18 protein-coding genes are annotated in these 19,365 nt (G+C 40.7%); 7 read left to right on the top strand and 11 right to left on the bottom strand.

Annotation, left to right across the window (positions count from 1 at the left end; genetic code table 11):
• Positions 1 to 23: 23 nt before the first annotated feature.
• From ispH to murJ, 6 genes are all read right to left on the bottom strand, one after another.
• Positions 24 to 953, bottom strand: coding sequence for a 4-hydroxy-3-methylbut-2-enyl diphosphate reductase (gene ispH, locus HCZ11_RS11640; RefSeq protein WP_130051917.1), 930 nt, complete (start codon positions 951 to 953; stop codon positions 24 to 26).
• Positions 953 to 1,393 carry an FKBP-type peptidyl-prolyl cis-trans isomerase gene (fkpB, locus tag HCZ11_RS11635; protein WP_130051918.1) on the bottom strand — a complete coding sequence of 147 codons (441 nt, stop codon included), beginning with the start codon at positions 1,391 to 1,393 and terminating at the stop codon, positions 953 to 955. The genes ispH and fkpB overlap by 1 nt, the downstream gene beginning before the upstream one ends.
• Positions 1,390 to 1,890, bottom strand: coding sequence for a signal peptidase II (gene lspA, locus HCZ11_RS11630; protein ID WP_130051919.1), 501 nt, complete (start codon positions 1,888 to 1,890; stop codon positions 1,390 to 1,392). The genes fkpB and lspA overlap by 4 nt, the downstream gene beginning before the upstream one ends.
• Before the next feature lie 9 nt (positions 1,891 to 1,899).
• Positions 1,900 to 4,725: an isoleucine--tRNA ligase gene (ileS, locus tag HCZ11_RS11625; RefSeq protein ID WP_130051920.1), complete on the bottom strand. Its 2,826-nt coding sequence runs from the start codon at positions 4,723 to 4,725 to the stop codon at positions 1,900 to 1,902.
• A 25-nt stretch (positions 4,726 to 4,750) separates the two neighbouring features.
• Entirely contained in the window at positions 4,751 to 5,677 is a 927-nt protein-coding gene (ribF, locus tag HCZ11_RS11620) for a bifunctional riboflavin kinase/FAD synthetase (RefSeq protein ID WP_130051921.1), read from the bottom strand.
• Positions 5,678 to 5,750: 73 nt separating this feature from the next.
• Positions 5,751 to 7,331 (bottom strand): murein biosynthesis integral membrane protein MurJ, encoded by a 1,581-nt coding sequence (murJ, locus tag HCZ11_RS11615; RefSeq protein ID WP_276319779.1) that lies wholly within the window; start codon positions 7,329 to 7,331, stop codon positions 5,751 to 5,753.
• A gap of 244 nt (positions 7,332 to 7,575) precedes the next feature.
• Here murJ and rpsT point away from each other — a divergent pair, with 244 nt between their 5' ends.
• The gene (rpsT, locus tag HCZ11_RS11610; RefSeq protein WP_054561913.1) at positions 7,576 to 7,836 is read left to right on the top strand and encodes a 30S ribosomal protein S20; all 261 of its coding nucleotides are present in this window, start codon (positions 7,576 to 7,578) and stop codon (positions 7,834 to 7,836) included.
• A 100-nt stretch (positions 7,837 to 7,936) separates the two neighbouring features.
• Here rpsT and HCZ11_RS11605 read toward each other — a convergent pair whose 3' ends face one another.
• Positions 7,937 to 8,320, bottom strand: coding sequence for a response regulator (locus tag HCZ11_RS11605; protein ID WP_054561914.1), 384 nt, complete (start codon positions 8,318 to 8,320; stop codon positions 7,937 to 7,939).
• 151 nt (positions 8,321 to 8,471) lie between these two features.
• Here HCZ11_RS11605 and HCZ11_RS11600 point away from each other — a divergent pair, with 151 nt between their 5' ends.
• From HCZ11_RS11600 to smrA, 3 genes are all read left to right on the top strand, one after another.
• Positions 8,472 to 8,915, top strand: coding sequence for a hypothetical protein (locus HCZ11_RS11600; protein ID WP_130051922.1), 444 nt, complete (start codon positions 8,472 to 8,474; stop codon positions 8,913 to 8,915).
• Between the two features lie 100 nt (positions 8,916 to 9,015).
• A complete protein-coding gene (locus HCZ11_RS11595; protein WP_036969134.1) occupies positions 9,016 to 9,261 on the top strand; it encodes a hypothetical protein in 246 nt (81 codons plus the stop codon).
• Positions 9,262 to 9,409: 148 nt separating this feature from the next.
• Entirely contained in the window at positions 9,410 to 9,991 is a 582-nt protein-coding gene (gene smrA / locus HCZ11_RS11590) for a DNA endonuclease SmrA (RefSeq protein ID WP_167658480.1), read from the top strand.
• 223 nt (positions 9,992 to 10,214) lie between these two features.
• On the opposite strand, the gene HCZ11_RS19725 is transcribed toward smrA, so the two are convergent.
• Both HCZ11_RS19725 and HCZ11_RS11585 read right to left on the bottom strand, forming a co-directional pair.
• Positions 10,215 to 10,349 carry a hypothetical protein gene (locus tag HCZ11_RS19725; protein WP_256854724.1) on the bottom strand — a complete coding sequence of 45 codons (135 nt, stop codon included), beginning with the start codon at positions 10,347 to 10,349 and terminating at the stop codon, positions 10,215 to 10,217.
• Between the two features lie 93 nt (positions 10,350 to 10,442).
• A complete protein-coding gene (locus tag HCZ11_RS11585; RefSeq protein ID WP_167658479.1) occupies positions 10,443 to 11,363 on the bottom strand; it encodes a glyoxylate/hydroxypyruvate reductase A in 921 nt (306 codons plus the stop codon).
• Positions 11,364 to 11,486: 123 nt separating this feature from the next.
• Here HCZ11_RS11585 and HCZ11_RS11580 point away from each other — a divergent pair, with 123 nt between their 5' ends.
• Positions 11,487 to 13,205: a lysophospholipid acyltransferase family protein gene (locus tag HCZ11_RS11580; protein WP_167658478.1), complete on the top strand. Its 1,719-nt coding sequence runs from the start codon at positions 11,487 to 11,489 to the stop codon at positions 13,203 to 13,205.
• A gap of 52 nt (positions 13,206 to 13,257) precedes the next feature.
• Here the strand turns inward: HCZ11_RS11580 and dapE are convergent, their stop codons facing one another.
• Positions 13,258 to 14,436: a succinyl-diaminopimelate desuccinylase gene (gene dapE, locus HCZ11_RS11575; protein WP_167658477.1), complete on the bottom strand. Its 1,179-nt coding sequence runs from the start codon at positions 14,434 to 14,436 to the stop codon at positions 13,258 to 13,260.
• 70 nt (positions 14,437 to 14,506) lie between these two features.
• On the bottom strand, positions 14,507 to 15,925 hold the full coding sequence (locus HCZ11_RS11570) for an MATE family efflux transporter (RefSeq protein WP_167658476.1): 1,419 nt from the start codon (positions 15,923 to 15,925) through the stop codon (positions 14,507 to 14,509).
• A 234-nt stretch (positions 15,926 to 16,159) separates the two neighbouring features.
• On the opposite strand from HCZ11_RS11570, the gene HCZ11_RS11565 reads away from it, so the two are divergent.
• Both HCZ11_RS11565 and HCZ11_RS11560 read left to right on the top strand, forming a co-directional pair.
• Positions 16,160 to 16,813, top strand: coding sequence for an OmpW family protein (locus tag HCZ11_RS11565; RefSeq protein ID WP_130051927.1), 654 nt, complete (start codon positions 16,160 to 16,162; stop codon positions 16,811 to 16,813).
• A 329-nt stretch (positions 16,814 to 17,142) separates the two neighbouring features.
• Entirely contained in the window at positions 17,143 to 19,356 is a 2,214-nt protein-coding gene (locus tag HCZ11_RS11560; RefSeq protein WP_167658475.1) for a CapA family protein, read from the top strand.
• Positions 19,357 to 19,365: the final 9 nt, after the last annotated feature.

Genomic DNA, 19,365 nt, shown 5'->3' with positions numbered 1-19,365 from the left:
TTGTTGTCTACTAACTGTTTAGATTAGCGTAGCTCAACGGGAACAGCAAATACTATGTTCTCTTCTTCACCTGGATTTTCAACAACTTGATTACCACCTAATTCTTTTAGACGGGCAATTACCTGCTGAACTAAAACTTCTGGTGCAGATGCGCCTGCAGTGACACCGACAGCATTTACATTGTTAAACCAATCAGCTTCAACATTACTCGCATCATCGATTAAATAAGCGGTCGTTCCCATTTTGTCAGCAAGCTCACGTAAACGATTTGAGTTAGAGCTATTTTTAGCCCCCACAACAAGCAGTACATCTACTTTATCTGCCAAGTCACGAACGGCATCTTGACGGTTTTGCGTAGCATAACAAATGTCATCTTTACGCGGACCATCAATCGCCGGAAACTTAGTACGAAGTGCATCAATCACATCTGCCGTATCATCAACAGATAAGGTTGTTTGGCTACAGTAAAACAGATTTTCAGGGTTTTTAACCGTTAAGCTAGCAACATCCTCAGGGGTTTCTACTAAATAAATACCACCCTTTTCGTTGTCATACTGCCCCATTGTACCTTCGACTTCAGGGTGCCCATGGTGACCGATTAACACGCACTCAGTCCCTTTGCGGCTTGCACGTGTTACTTCCATATGTACTTTTGTTACTAGTGGGCAAGTTGCATCAAACACTTTGAGATCACGACGTTTTGCTTCGTTGCGAACAGCTTGCGATACACCATGAGCGCTAAAAATGACAATGCTGTCGTCAGGCACCTGATCTAGCTCTTCAACAAATACTGCACCACGATTTTTAAGTCCATCAACAACATATCGATTATGAACCACTTCATGGCGCACATAGATAGGTTTTTCAAAGATATCAAGTGCACGTTCCACAATACTAATTGCACGATCAACACCGGCACAAAAACCACGTGGATTTGCTAATAAAATATCCATTAACCTGTTACCTCTAAAATATCGACTTCAAAGGTTAAGCGTTGTCCCGCAAGTGGGTGATTAAAATCAATCGTGACAGAGTCACCTTGCACTTCACGAACAAGTCCTGGTAATTCAGTACCATCAGGCTGAGTAAAAGCTATAATATTACCTACTTCAGCAGGGGTCTCTGCACCAAACTTGCTGCGGTCTACATAATAAATGTTATCTGGATTTGGCTGACCAAATGCATCCTCTGGCTCCAACGCAAATGACTTACTGTCACCAGCAGCTAAACCTAGTAAACATTTTTCAAAGTTTTCTGTCAGGCTACCATCACCCATTCGCAATTTTGCAGGTTTATTATGCACCTTAGTTGAATCGGCTGCTGAGCCATCCTCTAATTTAATTGAGAAATGAAAGATCACCTCAGAGTTTTCACCAATTACAGCTTGGCTCATGCTTGTTGCTCCTTAGGACTTTCGCCTGTGAAGGCATCAAATAAAAGTAATGCGGCACCGATGCAAATTGCACAATCGGCAATATTAAAAACAGGAAAGTGCCAATTTTCATAATATACGTGTAAGAAGTCAATAACATAGCCATAAGCGATGCGGTCGTATAAATTGCCAATCGCGCCGGCTAACACTAACGCATAAGCAGAACACAAGACCTTGTTCGTCGCTGGTAAGCGTTTAAGCCACCACACTAATAACACACTGATCGACACAGCAATCAAACTAAAAAACCAGCGCTGCCAACCACCAGAATCACTTAAAAAGCTAAATGCTGCACCATAGTTATGTACATAGGTGAAATTAAAGAACGGCAGAATATCTATCGACTCTTTGTAGGCCATGGTATTAACGACAAGTGTTTTTGTCGCATGGTCTACTACTAAAAGTAGTAGACTCAGCCATAACCAAACCAAGCCACTTTTTCCGGCTAGTTTGCTCACTAACAACTCCTATGCGAACTGACGCTGTTCACCATCGCCGTCAACATTACTTACACAACGGCCACAGATTTCAGGGTGTGCTGGATCAGCACCTACATCATCACAGTAATGCCAACAACGCTCACATTTTTCAGCAGTTGTTGCGGCAACTTTAATGAATAAACCATCAATCTCAGTCGCCTGAGTACCTTCAGGCTGCGCTGTCACTGTTTCAACTGTCACGCCTGAAGTTAATAGTACAAAGCGCAGCTCATCACCTAATGCAGCTAATTTCGAGCTTAGCTCTTCACTAGCGTAGATGCTTACGTTTGCTTGTAGTGTTGCACCAATAACGTCTTCTTTACGAGCAGCTTCTAGCACACGGTTTACTTCATCACGAACATTAAGGATTGTTAACCAATCATCATTGCTGAACTTACCTTGTGAAGAGGCTTGCAAGCCATCGTACCATACTGAGGTGAATACAAACTTGTCACGCTCACCTGGTAATGCTTCCCAAATTTCTTGCGCGGTGAAGCTTAAAATCGGTGCCATCCAACGCGTCATTGCTTCGGCAATGTGGTAAAGCGCAGTTTGACATGAACGACGCGCGTGGCTGTCGCTTTTCGCTGTGTATTGACGATCTTTGATTACGTCTAGGTAGAACGAACCAAGCTCACCAGTACAGAAGTTCATTAGCTTTTGCGTTACAAGTAACATTTGGTACTTGTCATAAGCCGCTAAGATTTCATCTTGCAGCTCAGCTGCACGACCCACAATCCAACGATCAAGCTCAACCATGTCTTCAATTGCAACTTGATCCGTTTTAGGATCAAAACCATTAAGGTTCGCAAGTAAGTAACGGCTGGTGTTACGGATACGACGGTAACGGTCAGCTGAACGTTTAAAGATTTCATCAGATACAGTCATTTCGGCTGTAAAGTCAGTTGATGCAACCCATAAACGTAAGATGTCAGCACCTAGTTTGTTCATCACGTTTTGTGGCGAAATTACATTGCCTAATGATTTAGACATCTTGCGGCCGTTTTCATCAACTGTGAAACCGTGTGTTAACACTTGCTTATATGGCGCATGACCATTGATAGCAACCGAAGTCATCATTGACGACATGAACCAACCACGGTGTTGATCAGAGCCTTCTAAATAAAGATCTGCCGGACTCGTTAAATCTTCACGAGCATCAACCACACATGCGTGAGTCACGCCTGAATCAAACCATACATCTAGGGTATCTTGTACCTTCATGTATTGCTCAGCGTCATCACCAAGTAAGGTTGCAGGGTCTAAGTCATACCAAGCTTGAATACCTGATTTTTCAACCAGTTTCGCAGCTTCTTCGATTAGCTCTTGCGTATTTGGGTGAAGAGCACCAGTATCTTTATCAACGAATAGTGCAATTGGCACACCCCATGTACGTTGGCGTGAAATACACCAATCAGGACGGCCTTCAACCATGTTAGCAATGCGGCTCTCGCCCCACTCAGGTAACCACTCAGTCTTTTTGATTTCATTTAATGAATCTTGACGAAGGTTAGCTTGATCCATACTTACAAACCACTGTGGCGTAGCACGGAAGATAATTGGTGTTTTATGACGCCAGCAATGTGGGTAGCTATGTGTAAGCGCATGATGGTGTAATAACGCATTGTTTTCAGTTAATACGTCAATCACGCTCGCATTTGCTTTAAATACGTGCTGACCAGCAAACATAGGTGTGTCTGGTAAATAAACACCGTTTGCACCTACAGGGTTAGCAACTTCTAAACCATAAGCAAGACCTGCTGCAAAATCTTCTTGACCATGTCCAGGCGCTGTATGAACAACACCAGTACCAGAATCAGTTGTTACGTGATCAGCAACAATTACAGGTACTGTGAAGTCATAAAATGGGTGAGCAACCTGTAAATTCTCAAGTGCCGCACCTTTTACGTAACCTAGTACGTGATAATGTTTGAAGCCGTAACGGTCCATTGCATCTTTTACTAGCTCAGAACCTAAAATTAAACGCTGCTGTGCACCTTCGTCGTCAACTTGAACAAGGGCATATTCAAGCTTTTCGTGAACCGCTACTGCACGGTTAGCTGGTAATGTCCAAGGTGTTGTCGTCCAAATGGCGGTACTAACAGCACCAGTGCCATGATGGCCCTCTGCTAGTTCGAACGCATCAATAACAGCGTCTTGATCAGCAAATTCAAAACGAACATCGATTGCTGGTGACTGTTTATCTTGGTATTCAACTTCCGCTTCAGCAAGCGCTGAACCACAATCTGTACACCAGTGAACAGGCTTAGCACCTTTATGTAAGTGACCATTTTTAATGATGCGACCAAGTACGCGAATTGCGTTCGCTTCAAAGTCAAAGTTCATTGTTAAGTAAGGCTTGTCCCAGTCACCAAATACACCAAGACGTTTAAAGTCTGTTTTTTGACCTTCAACTTGTTTTTTGGCGTATGCACGGCACTTTTCACGAAACTCAGCGGCAGACACTTTCACGCCAGGCTTGCCTACTTTCTTTTCAACCATTAATTCAATTGGTAAACCGTGGCAGTCCCAACCCGGCACATAAGGTGCGTCGAAGTCAGACAAGGTTTTTGACTTAACAATAATATCTTTAAGGATTTTGTTTACCGAGTGGCCTAAATGGATATCACCGTTTGCATACGGAGGGCCGTCATGCAAAATGAAGGTTTTTTTACCTTTTTTAGCGCTGCGAATTTGACCATATAGATCGTCTTCATACCATGTCTTAAGCATCTTTGGTTCACGTTGTGCCAAATTGCCGCGCATTGGAAACGCTGTTTCCGGTAAATTCAAAGTATGTTTGTAGTCGCTCATTAATCCTACTTTCCGTATCGGCTACCTAATTTAAACCAAAACACTGCTTAGCGGCGGTTACATCATCTGCAATCTGCGCCGTCAGTTGTGTTAATGTCTCGAATTTTTTCTCATCGCGAAGCTTCTTGATTAGCTCCACGTGCATGAATTGTCCATAAATGTCTTGCGCAAAGTCGAAGAGATGAACTTCTAACAATGCACGTGTCCCATTAAATGTGGGTTTGTTGCCAATATTTGCAACCCCAAATAATTCTTTATTACCAACTTTTGCTCGCACCGCAAACACCCCATTCACAGGGCATACTTGGCGTTTCAATGCAATATTGGCGGTTCTGAACCCTAATTCACGGCCTTTTGCCCAACCATGAATAACGCGCCCAGAAATTGCGTATCCATGACCTAACATGGTCTTTGCATCTTCTAATTGCCCTGCAGCAAGCGCATGACGAATAAGAGTACTGCTCACCCTATCATTGAGTCTGCGAAAACTTGCAGTACTTTTCACATCCATGTTTAACTCAGCGCCCATAGTTTTCAGTAGCGCAAAATCACCACGGCGACGTTTACCAAAGCAAAAGTCATCGCCCACGGTTAATGCTTTGACACCTAATTTTTCAACCAGTACATGACTAACAAACTGCTCGGCTTCCATATTGGCAAATTGCTGATTGAAACTAATGCAAATCACCCGCTCCACTCCTAATTTAGCAAGTAAGCTGAGCTTATCACGAAGTCGAGTCAAACGCGCTGGTGCATTATCTTTGGCAAAAAACTCTTGTGGCTGAGGCTCAAATAACATCACGGTACTTGGCAACTGATGTTTTTGTGCGTCTTGAAGCAAGCCTTTAATCACTTCAGCATGACCTAAATGCACGCCATCAAAATTACCAATGGTCAACACACAGCCATAGTGCTGCGCGCGAATATTGTGAATACCTCTAATTAACTCCATGCCACCTTTTTGCCTTTATAAGCGAGCCCAAAACATTGATATCGAGCTTGAAACGCCGATTATAATCTTTTTTTTAGTTTGATTCAGTAGTTGCAACACTTTTTATCGTATTTAGTCGCACACCTAAAATGAATAAGGCCGCAAAGTACACAAAAACCGCCAACACTAATAACCCGCTCAACAGCAGCACTTGCTCAGTAAAGTGCCATGTTCTCCACGCAAATTGCTGACCAACAAACCACACCGAAGCAGCCATTAATATACTTGAAAACAAACACTTAAATGTAAAACCTAAACTCATCACTGAAAACTGATAGACCCCTTCTTTACGCAGTTGATGATACAACAAATAAGCATTACAACTGGCCGACATCGCTGTTGCCAACGCTAACCCCAAATAACCGATAAATGGTGCTAGCATAATATTAAACACCATATTCAACACGAGTGTTTTAATGCCTATTTTTACGGGGGTTTTAGTATCTTGGCGAGAGTAAAAGCCGGGTGCTAACACCTTGATCAACATGAAACTAACCAATCCCACAGAATAGGCCATCACACCGTAACTTACCGCTTTCACATGATCAATTTCACCGTCCTGAAACGCGCCATGGTCAAATAAAACCGTAATAATTAGCGGGCTTATCACCATTAAACCAAACATGGCAGGCAAACCTAAAAATATAACAAACCGTACTCCCCAGTCTAAGGTCAGCTGAAAATCTCTAGTACTTTTGGTGCTATGCAACTTTGACAGTGCCGGCAAAATTACCGTTGCGATACCGATACCAAATAAGCCAAGAGGAAACTCAATTAAACGGTCTGAGTAGTAAAGCCAAGCGATAGAGCCTGTCATCAACATTGAGGCAATCATGGTGTCGAGTAACAAATTTATTTGACTGATAGAAACACCAAACAACGCAGGAAGCATTAGTTTTCGGACTTTTTTAACGTTTTCATCTTGCCATCCCCACTTTGGGCGGCTCAGCATGCGTGCACGGTATAAAAATGGCAATTGAAATAGCAACTGCACTAAACCACCGACAAACACGCCGATAGCAAGCGCATATGCCCCTACCGAAAATTTATCATGAAGTAAGATAGCGCAACTAATGATCGATATATTCAACAGCACTGGAGTAAACGCCGCAACAGCAAAACGATTATATACGTTCATTACCGCACCACTAAGGGCAACTAAACTTACAAAAAATAAATACGGGAAAGTCAGTTTTAAAAGCGCACTGGCAAGTACGAACTTTTCAGCATTTTCGCCTCCTTGCCACCAATCGATAAACCAGCCAGTGCCAAATAGGGCTGCTATGACAGGGGAAGCAACGACCCCAAACAAGGTAACAATTAATAAAATAGTTCCTAAAGTGCCAGCAGCTTGAGCAACAAACAGCCTGACTTTGTCATCACCTTGTTGCTCTTTTATTTCAGATAAAACCGGCACAAAGGCTTGTGCAAATGCACCTTCGGCAAACAAACGTCTTAAAAAGTTAGGAATACGATTGGCAAACAAAAATACATCTGCAGCGGCACTGGCGCCAAGCAGGTTCGCTACAACAGCATCTCGCACTAATCCTAAAATACGCGAAATCATTGTCATTGCACTGACAATCATCCCAGAACGAAATAATCCTTTTGCCACCTTAAACCTATTATCAAAAAAACCTCTAAGATGGGTGATTATGCCTAAAATATCTTTAAAGCACTAGGCTCGAACCCGACCCTTTGTTACAATGGCGATATTAACTGCTAAAGCGGCAAATTGATGTTCGTTATAAGGAGCAGTTTTTCTTGAGATGTCAAAATTTCGTTGACATTCATGATAAAAACAGGCATATTCCACGGCCTTTAAATTAAGCTTATTTTAAGATTGTTAGGAGCAAACCTTGGCTAACATCAAGTCTGCAAAAAAACGCGCTATTACGAGCGAAAAAAATCGTCAACATAACGCAAGCCGTCGTTCAATGATGCGTACTTACTTCAAAAAAGTAGTTACTGCTATTGAAGCGGGCGACAAAGAAGCTGCACAAGCAGCATTCGCTGTTGCAACACCTATCCTAGACCGTTACGCAACTAAAGGTCTAATCCACAAGAACAAAGCAGCTCGTCATAAGAGCCGTTTAGCAGCTAAAATCAAAGCGCTATAATTTGTTTTTGATGAATATATAAAAAACCGGCTTATGCCGGTTTTTTTTTATTTAGAATTTAACAAAGTAATCGCTCAATTTACCTCATTAAATTAATTAGCTAGACAATTTCCAGCTCAGGGTAAAACTTCTTCAGCATCGCTGCAATTTTCTTAGGTGTAAAAGGTTTAACAACAAATCCTTTAGCCCCCTTTTCGATCGCCTCTTTAACATTTTCTACTGTCGAATGGGCCGAAACCATGACCACATTTGCTTCAGGCGAAATTTCATTGATTTGTGAGATAATCTCTTTACCGTCACCATCAGGTAATTCAATATCTAAAAAGATAATATTGAATTCTTTTTCTTTGCATGCGCTTAAACATTGCGCGGCCGTAGAAGCCTCACGCACATTGTCTATACCTAGGTGCATTAATGTTTGATTTAAAAAACTGCGAACCGTGCCTACGTCGTCCACAATAAGAATTGAAAGCTGCGTATCCATACTATTCCTCTTAAACTATGAAGATAAACACTCATTGCACTCAAGAGTGTAACGCATTTAACCTATAAGTGATTTGAATTTGACTATTATATCAAAAACTTCGTTATAATCTCATTATAGATACCTACATTTAAAAGGCCAGATAAGCTTTATGTCTAATAAAATAAAAAAACAATCTTTGCTTGGTAAAACACCTGAACGAAAAAAACCAACGCAAGCCAAGCGTCAAAGACCGTCAAATCAACAACAAGCTCGCGCACAAGTAGCGCAACAAACAGCCCCTGAAGTAGAACTTAAAAAAAGCAAAACACGTTGGTACGCACTCGCAGCTGTTGTATTAATTCTATTAATTACACCAAAACCGATGTTAATCACTTATGAAAAGCTTGGTATGGTCTCACAAAGTGTATTTTGGCCAGGTGTTTTTGGCTATGGTGCAAACTTATTTGATTCAAGCCTCAGCCCGCGCGCAGACCTAAGCCGCAACACTATATACTTATGCCAAGATAAGCATAAACCAGATACTTGTCAGAAGTATCGTGTAACAGAACAAAGCGGTTTTATTGCAGCAATGAAAAAGCTATTAATAGATTAAAAAATCTAATCCGAAAATTAAAAATTACTTGGTTGAAAGCTGTGTAAAAGATCACCATAATGGCGCTCCTTTTTCAACACAGACACGATCAGATACGACCATGCTAAACGAGCTAGATTGGCTTTTAAACTTTACATTACTTGCACTAGGGCTAGGTGCATTTTTTATTAACCAGCTCACATTACTGCGTTTTGCGGCAATTAGCGCGTGTAGTTTATTATTTTTATCGTTTAGTTTAGATCTGATGTCATCAAGCGTTATCTCGAATATGAGCTTGGTGTTGATCAACACATTTTATTTATTCAAGGTCTACACATTTGGCCAATTGAATATCAATCAAGGTTAATCTTCTCCTAAGATAAATTGATAGAAAAGGCTATCCCATCTATCATCTTTTATGCCCAAACAGCCTTCTGTTTGGGCTTTTTTTTACTTACAAAATAATTGAACTGAGATACCATAAACGGCGTATATAAATAATTTGGAGGTACCTTATGTCATTAAACGACTTCGACTTATTTCTCTCATCAATGGAAGACGTCAAACCTCTTGAACATGACACAGTTCAATTTGATTCCAAAAAGCAAGGTCCTTCGTTAGCACAACAAGAAAAACGTAAAGCCGCAGAGTGTGATTTAGCAATTGATGAAAATTATTTACGTAGTGAATACGTCGAGCTGTTAGATCCTCATGCCATATTGGCATTTAAAAAAGATGGCGTACAAGGCCAAGTATATAAAAATCTGCGCTTAGCTAAATATCAACTTGACGCTACCCTTGATTTACATGGTCAGCCCTTGCAACGAGCTCGCAGCACACTATTTAACTTTATTGATGACTGCCATAAAAGAAATATTCGGGTTGTACTAATTCGCCATGGCATTGGCATTAAAAATAAATCACAGCCGGGTATTTTAAAGAGTTACACCAACAAGTGGCTGCAAGAAATTCCAGCCGTTTTAGCGTTTCATAGTGCTCTTAAACATCATGGTGGTAGCGGTGCAACGTATGTAATGATTAAAAAGTCAGACGAGAAAAAACACGAGAATAGAGAAATACATTCAAAAAGAAGTTAGTTGAATAAGCGATTGAAGTGCAGCATTTATACCAATACGCTTAATTTATTAGTCTATTTTGAGGCAACATAGCCTCGTTGATAACAAGGCAAAAATTTCGTTATTTAGTTGTTCTAAATGAAAAATTTTAACCTAGTTAGCGACATGTTTAATCCCTCAAAAAGATTAAGTATTATTACGGATTGGTATTATACATGCTGCACTAGCTGACAATGATTTGTGGTTATGATTGGCTAATATCAATGGCCTGAGCTGGTTGCTCAGATGCATTAGCTTGATTGAACCATGCTGACACACCTAGAACGATAACTGACACTACGACTAGGCTAAATTTAGCCCCACCTTGATTAGATTTCATAACGCCTCTTTTTATTGTTTTTTTATTGAGCAACAACAGAATAGCAAAGTTACAGATGTTAACAAGGTGTTTATTAAACTAATTTGTAATGCGTCAATAACCTTTTGTTCTATCAACCTGATTTATTAGATTTTTACCCTCAATTAATCTTTTAACATTACCCGCAATTTGCAAAGTGACTGACTCTAAATCTGATAATGCAGCGCAATGAGGCGTTAAGGTTATCTTTTCATGAGACCAAAATGGATGTGTTTTAGGTAAGGGCTCTTCACTAAATACATCAAGCGTTGCACCTCGTAATTGCTCACTATCAAGTGCCCTCAGTAAATCTTCATCAACCACATGTTTGCCTCTGGCCACATTAATTAGCACTGCATGGGTTTGCAGTTTACTAAGAAGTGATTTATTGATAATGCCCTGAGTGTGTTGATTAAGTGGAAGTAAGCAAACGAGAAAATCAATTTGACCAAGCATTTCATATAAACCCTGCTGCGTGTAATACGTATTCACCTCAGAATCATGTTTTTCACTATTAGACCAAGCACTTACTTGAAAACCGTTGCGAAGTAAACGCTTAGCGCAGGCTTTACCTAGTTCGCCATAACCCAAGATACCCACATGTTGATGTGAATACGCTCGCTTTGGCTTCCAAGTGCAGGCTGATTGTTTTAAATAATATTCTTTAAGCCTAAGCTTGTGTGCTAACACATGAGTCAACACATACTCTGCCATGTCATTTGCAAGGTTATCATCAACAATTCTAACAACGGGAACATGCGCTGCTATCTTCGTTAAGTCGATGCTATCAACGCCTGCACCGAATGAAGAAACCGCTTTTAAATTTACCAGCTTAGGCCATAAATCAGCAGGGGCATTCCAAGCCAGTACAAACTCAACTGCTTCGTAGTCAGTACACTCAGACCAAAGCTGCACGTCAACCTCTGGTAATAACGCTTGTAATCGGGCAATTAATTGGCTGCAATCTCGGCCAGTTACAGCTACAAGTAAAATCATTGTCTTCTCCATTTTGCTTCGTACTCGAAGCGCTCTTTAAAAAGTCACACAACTGCAACCTAACTGTCACAGCGAACTCTTACCCTAACCTCATCGCTGAATGCGTTTATGTTTGAGGTTTGTATGATCAGTGTTGATAAAGTAATAGAAGCAAATTTACCACAGTTAGAAAATTCACCAAAAGTAAAAGGCTTAGTAAAGAAAGGTCTGGGTTATTTATTACATGAGCAAGAGTTTGTTGCCTTTGGTGATGCATACCCACACTTACAAGGACTAGAGTTTGTAGAGCAAGTACTTGATGAGCTGGACTTTGACACGCGCTACAAGCCTAAGCAAATGGAACATATTCCGAGTGAGGGTAATGTCGTCATTGTGGCTAACCACCCTATTGGTTCACTCGATGCATTAGCGCTGATAAAAGTATTATCAAGTGTGCGTCCTGACTTAAAAGTCGTTGCAAACCGCATGCTGATGTCAATCACCCCTATGCACTCGTTACTTCTTCCCGTTGATAACCTCTCTGGCACAAGTAAAAAGAAAGAGCTTGCTAATATCCAACAGCATTTAAAATCAGACGGTGCGCTATTAATCTTCCCTGCCGGTGAAGTTTCAAGGTTAAGTCCAACCGGAATAAAAGACTGTAAATGGAACTCTGGCTTTTTAAGGATGGCAAAAAAAGCCAATGCACCTATTTTGCCAATTTATATCAAAGCGAAAAACAGCCCGCTATTTTATGGTACTTCAATGATTTATAAACCATTAGCTAGTTTATTATTAGTCAAAGAAATGTTTAAACAGCGACAGAAGTCACTAGAGTTTGAAATTGGGGCATCCATCCCTCCTGAGTCATATTTAATTGAGAATTTAAAAGATAAAGAAATAGCCCAGCTTATAAGAAAGCAGCTGTATCGACTTATCACTAAAAAACCTCTGCCGTTAAAGACGCAAACCCCCATTGCAAGCCCAGAAGCGACAAAAGATCTAAAAAAAGCCATTGAAGAGTGTGAGTTATTGGGTGAAACCTCTGATGGTATGAAAATTTACCTATATCAATACTGTGGTAGCTCACCAATTTTCCGTGAGCTAGGACGACTTCGTGAAATTGCGTTTCGTGCAGTCGGTGAAGGCAGTGGTAAACGCCGAGATATAGATAAATACGACATGGATTATCAACACCTCGTACTGTGGGATGCTAAGCAACTTGAACTAGTCGGCGCATACCGACTTGCCTGCGCACAAGATATTATAGAAAAACATGGCCGCAAAGGTTTATATACTGATAGCCTATTTAGCTACAGCGATGATATGGATCCGTATTTTGAAAAAGGCATTGAGCTCGGTCGCAGCTTTGTGCAACCCAAATACTGGGGCAGAAAGAGCCTAGACTATTTGTGGTTCGGCATCGGCGCCTTTGTTAATCGTTACCCACAATACCGCTACTTGTTTGGTGCAGTCAGTGTATCTAACGCACTACCCGAGCAAGCTAAATCGCTACTCGTTCATTATTACCAGCATTATTATAGTGCAAAACAAGTGTTAGCAATTCCAAACAATGAATATCGTCATACCGAATCACAAAAAGAACAATGTGCTCAGTTATTCGCTGGGGATGATATTAAAGAAGATTTTGTTGAACTTAAGCATGTACTCGCCAATATTGGCGCGCAAGTCCCTACCTTATTCAAACAATATACAGAACTTTGTGAGCCAGGTGGCGTACAATTTTTAAGTTTTAGTATCGACCCTGAGTTTAATAACTGCATTGATGGTTTAGTGCTTGTCGACTTAGATAAAGTGAAAGCGAGTAAAGCCAAACGCTACTTAGGACAGATACGCGAATAGTCGTTATAAAATAACTAAAAAAAGTCGGCAAGCGCGCCGACTTTTTCTTTTTTTAATTAAATATATTTCTAAGCGCAGCTAAATATATTTGCTCAATGGCTTTTAAATCTGCAATGGGAACGTGTTCATTAACTTGATGAATAGTATGGTTTCTCACGCCACATTCAATCACTTGCGTGTGCTCATTAGCAAAAAAGCGGCCATCAGATGTGCCACCACTGGTACTAAGCATAGGAAAGCTGCCAGTTACTTCATGCACAGCTTGTTCAAGCTGCTGCAATAAGCAATTGCTTGCTTGATGCATGGTATAAAATGATTCGCACGGGCGCTCCCAAACAAGCGTTAGCTGTGATGCTAAATCTGCCAATGCAAACTGAATTTCTTCTTTAACGTCTTTACTTTTATAGCCATGACTATAACGCACGTTAAAAGTGAGCTCACATTGAGCAGGAACAAGGTTATCTACCACATTAGCAATATTAATTCCGGTCACTTGCAGTGTTGTTGCCGATCCAGCTTCATCTTTGTGCCAGCAAATTGCCGTTAAGCGCTTCACAACCTCTGCACTTAAATGCGCTGCGTTTATGGTGTTTTCTGGATAGGCAACATGTCCAGCTTTACCTTGAATAGATAATCGAGCAGACAATGCGCCACGTCTGCCATTTTTAATGGTATCACCAACATGCAAGTGACTCGTCGGCTCGCCAACTAGGCAACCATCAAGCACGACGCCTTGTTTGGCTAGACGCTCAGCAATCAATAAAGAGCCGTATTCAGCCTCGCCCTCTTCATCTGAGGTTATTAACCAGTAAAATGTGCCTCGTTTATTGCTATTTTGCGCTAAAAAGCGTTTGGTTGCGCAAAACATTGCAGCAACACCACCTTTCATATCTGCCGCACCACGGCCATAAATATTGCCTTCAACTATTTCGCCGCTAAAAGGGTCAACTCGCCAATCACCTTGAGCGGCAGGCACCACATCAATATGACCCGAAAAAGCAACAACAGGCCCATCACCAAAGGTTACTTTAGCGATTAAGTTAGTAACGTGATTAAAGCTAAACACCTCACATTCAAAGCCCAATTGGCTTAACTTGTCCTCAAGCCAATCAATCGCGCCTGCTTGAGCAGGTGTTACCGATTTAAATCGAATCAAGGTTTGTAATGCTTTTACCACCTCAAACTGTGCTGATGGGTGTGATACTAATTCAACATTTGATACCAAACTCATAATAACCCTAGTCATTTAGAAAGCTTGGGTTATTACAACGAGAGATTATGACCGCAGTGTGAAAGTTAAATTAATGATTTCCTTCTTCGATGAGTGTTTCTTGGGTCACCTTAGCAATCTCTTTGTCTTCTTTCGTTAATTGTGTTCGTTGCCAACGACCTGCTGCGAACCAAAGATAAGTAATTAGCGCCACGAGTACATTGGTGATTGCAAAGGAATACCATATGCCCTGCGGTCCAAGTGAGGTATGTTTAGACAAAATATACGCTGTTGGAAATTGGATAACACACTGTGAAAGCAGTGAGACAACCATAGCATTAAGCATGTTACCTGAAGATCTAAATGCAGCAACCACGCAAAGCTGTACGCCTATTCCGCCCCAAGTTAAACACATAACGCGGATAAACTCTGCACCACCAGCAATCACAGATTCATCATCGGCAATGAAAAAAGCCACCAAGTATTCAGCGAATACATAAGCTATAACGCCTACTAATGTCAGGCCTAGCAGCCCCCAAAGCGAGGCTAAACGTGTTATTTGTGCAGCACGCTGTGGGTTTCTCGCTCCCATATTTTGACCAACCAAGGTCGAAACAGCCATTGAAAGACCCATTGCTGGGATCATCACCATTTGCAAAATATTAGATCCTACACCATAAGAGGCAATGGTATGCGTACCAAAGCTAGCCACCAAAAACGACATAATGATTAAACCAAATGCTCTCGCTGATAGTTCAACCGATCCAGGAGCCCCTAAAAAGAAGGCTTGCTTCATATATTGCCAGTCTGGTTTAAAACTAGAGAGTTTAAGTTGAATACCATGACGGCCACGTAAAAACACCCATACTCCGATTGCAGCCGCTAAGCTTTGCGTGATAAGTGTAGCTAATGCAGCCCCCATTACGCCAAAGCCAGAGAACTCACCAAAACCAAAAATCAGTAAGGGATCGAGCACAAAATTGAGTAATACAGTACCGCTTACTATATAAAGCGGCACCTTGGTTTGCCCTATGCCACGCATTAGAGCTTGAAACATGGCATAAATAAACACAAACACAACGCCAATAAATGATACATGCATAAATTTAAGGGCATCACCAAACACTTGCTCTTCAACACCTAATAAAGTCAAAAAGTAAGGTGATAGCACATAGCCAATTAAGCCAAGTAAGGCTGCGGTTATTGTCACCATTAACATGGTTTGCGCAGCAACATGATTTACCTTATCTTGCTGGCCAGCTCCCATATATTGAGCAGATAAAATAGCGCCCGCCATAGCCAACCCAGAGCCAATAGCAATCACTAAAAAAGTAACAGGCATACTGACAGAAACAGCAGCTACTTGCTCTGCCCCTAAACGTCCTACCCAAAATGCATCGGTCAGCTGATAAGCCGACTGCAAAATATTGATTAAGATGATCGGGATACCTAATTTAAGTAGCGCTTTTGAAATCGAGCCATGAAGAAATAAATGCTGGGGATCAGCCATGAAAAACACCTAATAAGCAAATAACAACGTTAGTTTACCAGCCGTAAATGAATATAGAGTCAATAAGAGTCAATCTTTTTTTTGCTGTACCCGCTTAAAAACTTAATCTAAATCAATAAATGCCTTCACTTAGTTCAAACATTTTTGAAACTTTGATCTAGAACAGGTTTTGTCCGCTTCAACTTGGTAATAATAGCGTCAACCAAATAAGACAAGTAGTTCGCGGAGAACAACATGAAAACTAAATTAAGCATTGCATTACTTACTTCACTATTAGCACTCTCTCCTGTTGCAAACGCAAACTTAAGCGTGAACGTAGGTGCAATTAATGTAAACCCTGATAACGACAGTTCAAAAATCAATGAAGCACCAACATTAGGTCTACGTGCAGATGATGATACTCAATTAGGTATTACTGTAGATTATGCGCTTGATGACAATTGGGTAATTGAATTAGTAGCAGCAACACCTTTTAGTCATGATGTTCAAGGTGCTGGTGGTTTAGCAGGTAACAAAATTGCGACAATCAAACATTTACCACCAACACTTTTAGCGCAATACCACTTCTTAGACTCAACTTATAAGTTCCGTCCATTTGTGGGTGTTGGTCTTAACTATACAACTTTCTTTGATGAGAAACCTTCAGCAGCTTTAAAAGCAACACTAGGTACTGACGATGTAGAAGTTAAACTAGATGATTCATTTGGCTTTGCAGCTCAAGCTGGTTTTAACTACATGATGAGTGAAAACTGGGGCCTTCATGGCATGGTTTCACTAATCGACATCGATACAGACGCTACAGTTTATGCTGACGGCGCAAAAGCATTAACTTCAACTGTAGAAATCGACCCAGTTGTTGCTATGTTCGGTGTTAAATACAAATTCTAACTTTCATTTTGTGAAAGCCCATACGCACAAAAAGGCCATATATTGGCCTTTTTTATTTAATTCTCATAGCCAATTCCATATTAAAAACTAGCTTAGTGTATCCTCTCTGACCAACTAATGAATTTAGGTTGCACCTCAAAAATAAACCATTTTATATCATTAGTTTTTAATTTTTATTTAGTTAACGCTTCTCATTTTTACCGTTTTTGACTGCAATATCTGAATTTTCAGAGCCCTAGACGTGTTGTTCCCACCCCTACGCAATTATAAAATGACCGTAATAATTTTGACCTATTTAAACTAAACTAGGTGTCAGCTTGAGGTGTTAATTGAGAATAGTTATTAATTCTTTGGTGTTAATTCTTTGCGCAACTTTATTATCATGTAAAGTAAAAGACCCCAATGAAGATAAACCACAACAACAAAAGCAAGATTCAATTAGTGACCGTGAAGCATTAATTGCTGGTTCTACTGACGTCGAATTTACTATAACAGATGAGAATCAAGCGCCTCTTAGTCATGTAACTGTTTCTGTAGCAGCTAAAGAGTATCTCTCTGATGTAAATGGACGAGTCTCTATCAATAACCTTTCATTTGGTAACCATGCAATTTTCATTACACAACTAGGCTATTTCCCTAAAGCGAGCATTTTAGTAAATCAGCCTAACTTTTTCACTTCCCATATTCAGTTAGAAACAAAGCCTGCTAACTCAAAGAGTTTGCTATTTGCAGGTGATACAATGTTTGGTCGACGTTTTCTAGACCCCAAGTTAGACACCATGGGTACATCAGTACCTGATGTTAGTAATGCGCTAATTAGACCTGACTCAGCGCGAGAAGACAGTATTGCGATTACCAACCAAGTGGCAGCACTGTTTAGGGCTGCTGACTTTTCATCAGTCAATCTTGAGTCGCCAGTGACGACAATGCCAACGAATGTACACCCAACCAAAGAGTTCAGTTTCTTTTCATTACCAGAATCATTGCAAAGCCTAACTGAAATTGGCATTGATTATGTCGGCCTCGGTAATAATCACATCTATGACTATTTGCAAAATGGCCTTGAAGATACCTTGCTTGAAGTCTCAAGTGCAGGATTTCTTAATAGCGGTGCAGGCCTTAACGACTCTGAAGCATTTAAAACTGTCTCACATAACCTTGAAGATGTTAACTTAACACTTTTTGCAGCAACCACAATTACGGGAAAAGAGCACCAATATACGTATGTCGCTGATGCGAATAAAGGTGGGGCTGCGGATTTGACTAACTCAGAAGAAGTTAGAGCAGTACTTGAGCAACTTGATCCTAATGATTTTGTAATCGCACAAATGCATGGTGGCGATGAATACTCATATACGCCTTCACCCTATATAGGTAGCCGATTTAAGGTTCTTTCTTCGCAGAACACCGATTTATTAATTGGCCATCATCCTCATATTGCTCAAGGGTTTGCTGTATATAATAAAATACCGGCCATATTAGGTTTAGGTAATTTTGTATTTGACCAGCCTAGACTTGACACCTTATTGGGTCTTGCTGTCATGCTCGATCTTGATACCCAAAGCCAAACTATTAATCGCGGCTTTGCCTACCCAATATATTTAGAGGACTATAAGCCTCGATTCACAAACGGTTTTTTAAGTCATTATTTATTGAGAAGAATCGCTGAGCTTTCTGATGATAATATTACCCTTATCCCCCGTGAAAACTACGCAGAGATATACTTTACAGCTAATCAAGCAAGTAAAAAATCTCAGCAAGTGACCATTGATATTGACGCGACTACAGACATCATCGATTTAAGACAGTATTCGCCATCTTCAGCAGCCTATGTTTCATCTATTGAAGTGAACAATGAAGCGCTTGATAACCTTTTACTTGGCCGTGATATTATGGTGTTTGGTGATTTTGAAGATTGGGACAATGACACCGAAGCGTTTGAAGTAAGTCGATGGGATCACAGCAGTGAAAGTGTTTTACCTTGCACTGATAAGCCACTTAATGGCTTGCAGGCTCTGTGCTCAACGCGTGATAGATTTGATAATACCCCTTCTATTATTCCATTTAGACATACAATGCGAGTCATGGAATTAACCGATGAAGCAGGCGAGCTTGATCTCAGTAAAGACTTTTCATTACTAACCTATTTACAGTCTGAAAATGGTGGACAATTCGAGGCATTACTGACCTATACCACTGAAATCGATGACCTTACCTTTGCAGAAAACATAGTTCCAGTCAGCGAAGGAGGCGATCAGCCATGGCACGCTTTTAGCTATGATTTTAGTTTACCTTCAGATGAACTTACTCTTGGGCCTAAAGAACTCCCACCTCGTGGTGTTAAGTTACAGTTTAGGCACTATCCACCCAATACAGGTGAAGCTATCATTCGCCTAGATGATGTCGCTATGATTAGCTGGCAACAAAAAATTAATCTAAAAAACGGACAATGGAAGACCGATAAAATGCACGGTTTCGACTTTTTAAAAGTCAATTCAAGTGGTGAGGTAAGTTTAAAGCTTACATTCACTGTACTTGATTAAGGAGGAATT

This window comes from Pseudoalteromonas sp. HF66 (assembly GCF_011806445.1).
In the GTDB taxonomy this organism is placed as follows: domain Bacteria; phylum Pseudomonadota; class Gammaproteobacteria; order Enterobacterales; family Alteromonadaceae; genus Pseudoalteromonas; species Pseudoalteromonas apostichopi.
The sequence above is the reverse complement of the archived record's forward strand: the minus strand, read 5'-3'. Positions and strand labels throughout refer to the sequence as shown.

Excerpts from the sequence above, each read along its gene's own strand:
- ispH (WP_130051917.1), bottom strand. The coding sequence starts at position 953 with ATGGATATTTTATTAGCAAATCCACGTGGTTTTTGTGCCGGTGTTGAT.
- fkpB (WP_130051918.1), bottom strand. The coding sequence starts at position 1,393 with ATGAGCCAAGCTGTAATTGGTGAAAACTCTGAGGTGATCTTTCATTTC.
- ileS (WP_130051920.1), bottom strand. The coding sequence starts at position 4,725 with ATGAGCGACTACAAACATACTTTGAATTTACCGGAAACAGCGTTTCCA.
- ribF (WP_130051921.1), bottom strand. The coding sequence starts at position 5,677 with ATGGAGTTAATTAGAGGTATTCACAATATTCGCGCGCAGCACTATGGC.
- HCZ11_RS11605 (WP_054561914.1), bottom strand. The coding sequence starts at position 8,320 with ATGGATACGCAGCTTTCAATTCTTATTGTGGACGACGTAGGCACGGTT.
- HCZ11_RS11600 (WP_130051922.1), top strand. The coding sequence starts at position 8,472 with ATGTCTAATAAAATAAAAAAACAATCTTTGCTTGGTAAAACACCTGAA.
- HCZ11_RS11595 (WP_036969134.1), top strand. The coding sequence starts at position 9,016 with ATGCTAAACGAGCTAGATTGGCTTTTAAACTTTACATTACTTGCACTA.
- smrA (WP_167658480.1), top strand. The coding sequence starts at position 9,410 with ATGTCATTAAACGACTTCGACTTATTTCTCTCATCAATGGAAGACGTC.
- HCZ11_RS19725 (WP_256854724.1), bottom strand. The coding sequence starts at position 10,349 with ATGAAATCTAATCAAGGTGGGGCTAAATTTAGCCTAGTCGTAGTGTCA.
- HCZ11_RS11585 (WP_167658479.1), bottom strand. The coding sequence starts at position 11,363 with ATGATTTTACTTGTAGCTGTAACTGGCCGAGATTGCAGCCAATTAATT.
- HCZ11_RS11580 (WP_167658478.1), top strand. The coding sequence starts at position 11,487 with ATGATCAGTGTTGATAAAGTAATAGAAGCAAATTTACCACAGTTAGAA.
- dapE (WP_167658477.1), bottom strand. The coding sequence starts at position 14,436 with ATGAGTTTGGTATCAAATGTTGAATTAGTATCACACCCATCAGCACAG.
- HCZ11_RS11570 (WP_167658476.1), bottom strand. The coding sequence starts at position 15,925 with ATGGCTGATCCCCAGCATTTATTTCTTCATGGCTCGATTTCAAAAGCG.
- HCZ11_RS11565 (WP_130051927.1), top strand. The coding sequence starts at position 16,160 with ATGAAAACTAAATTAAGCATTGCATTACTTACTTCACTATTAGCACTC.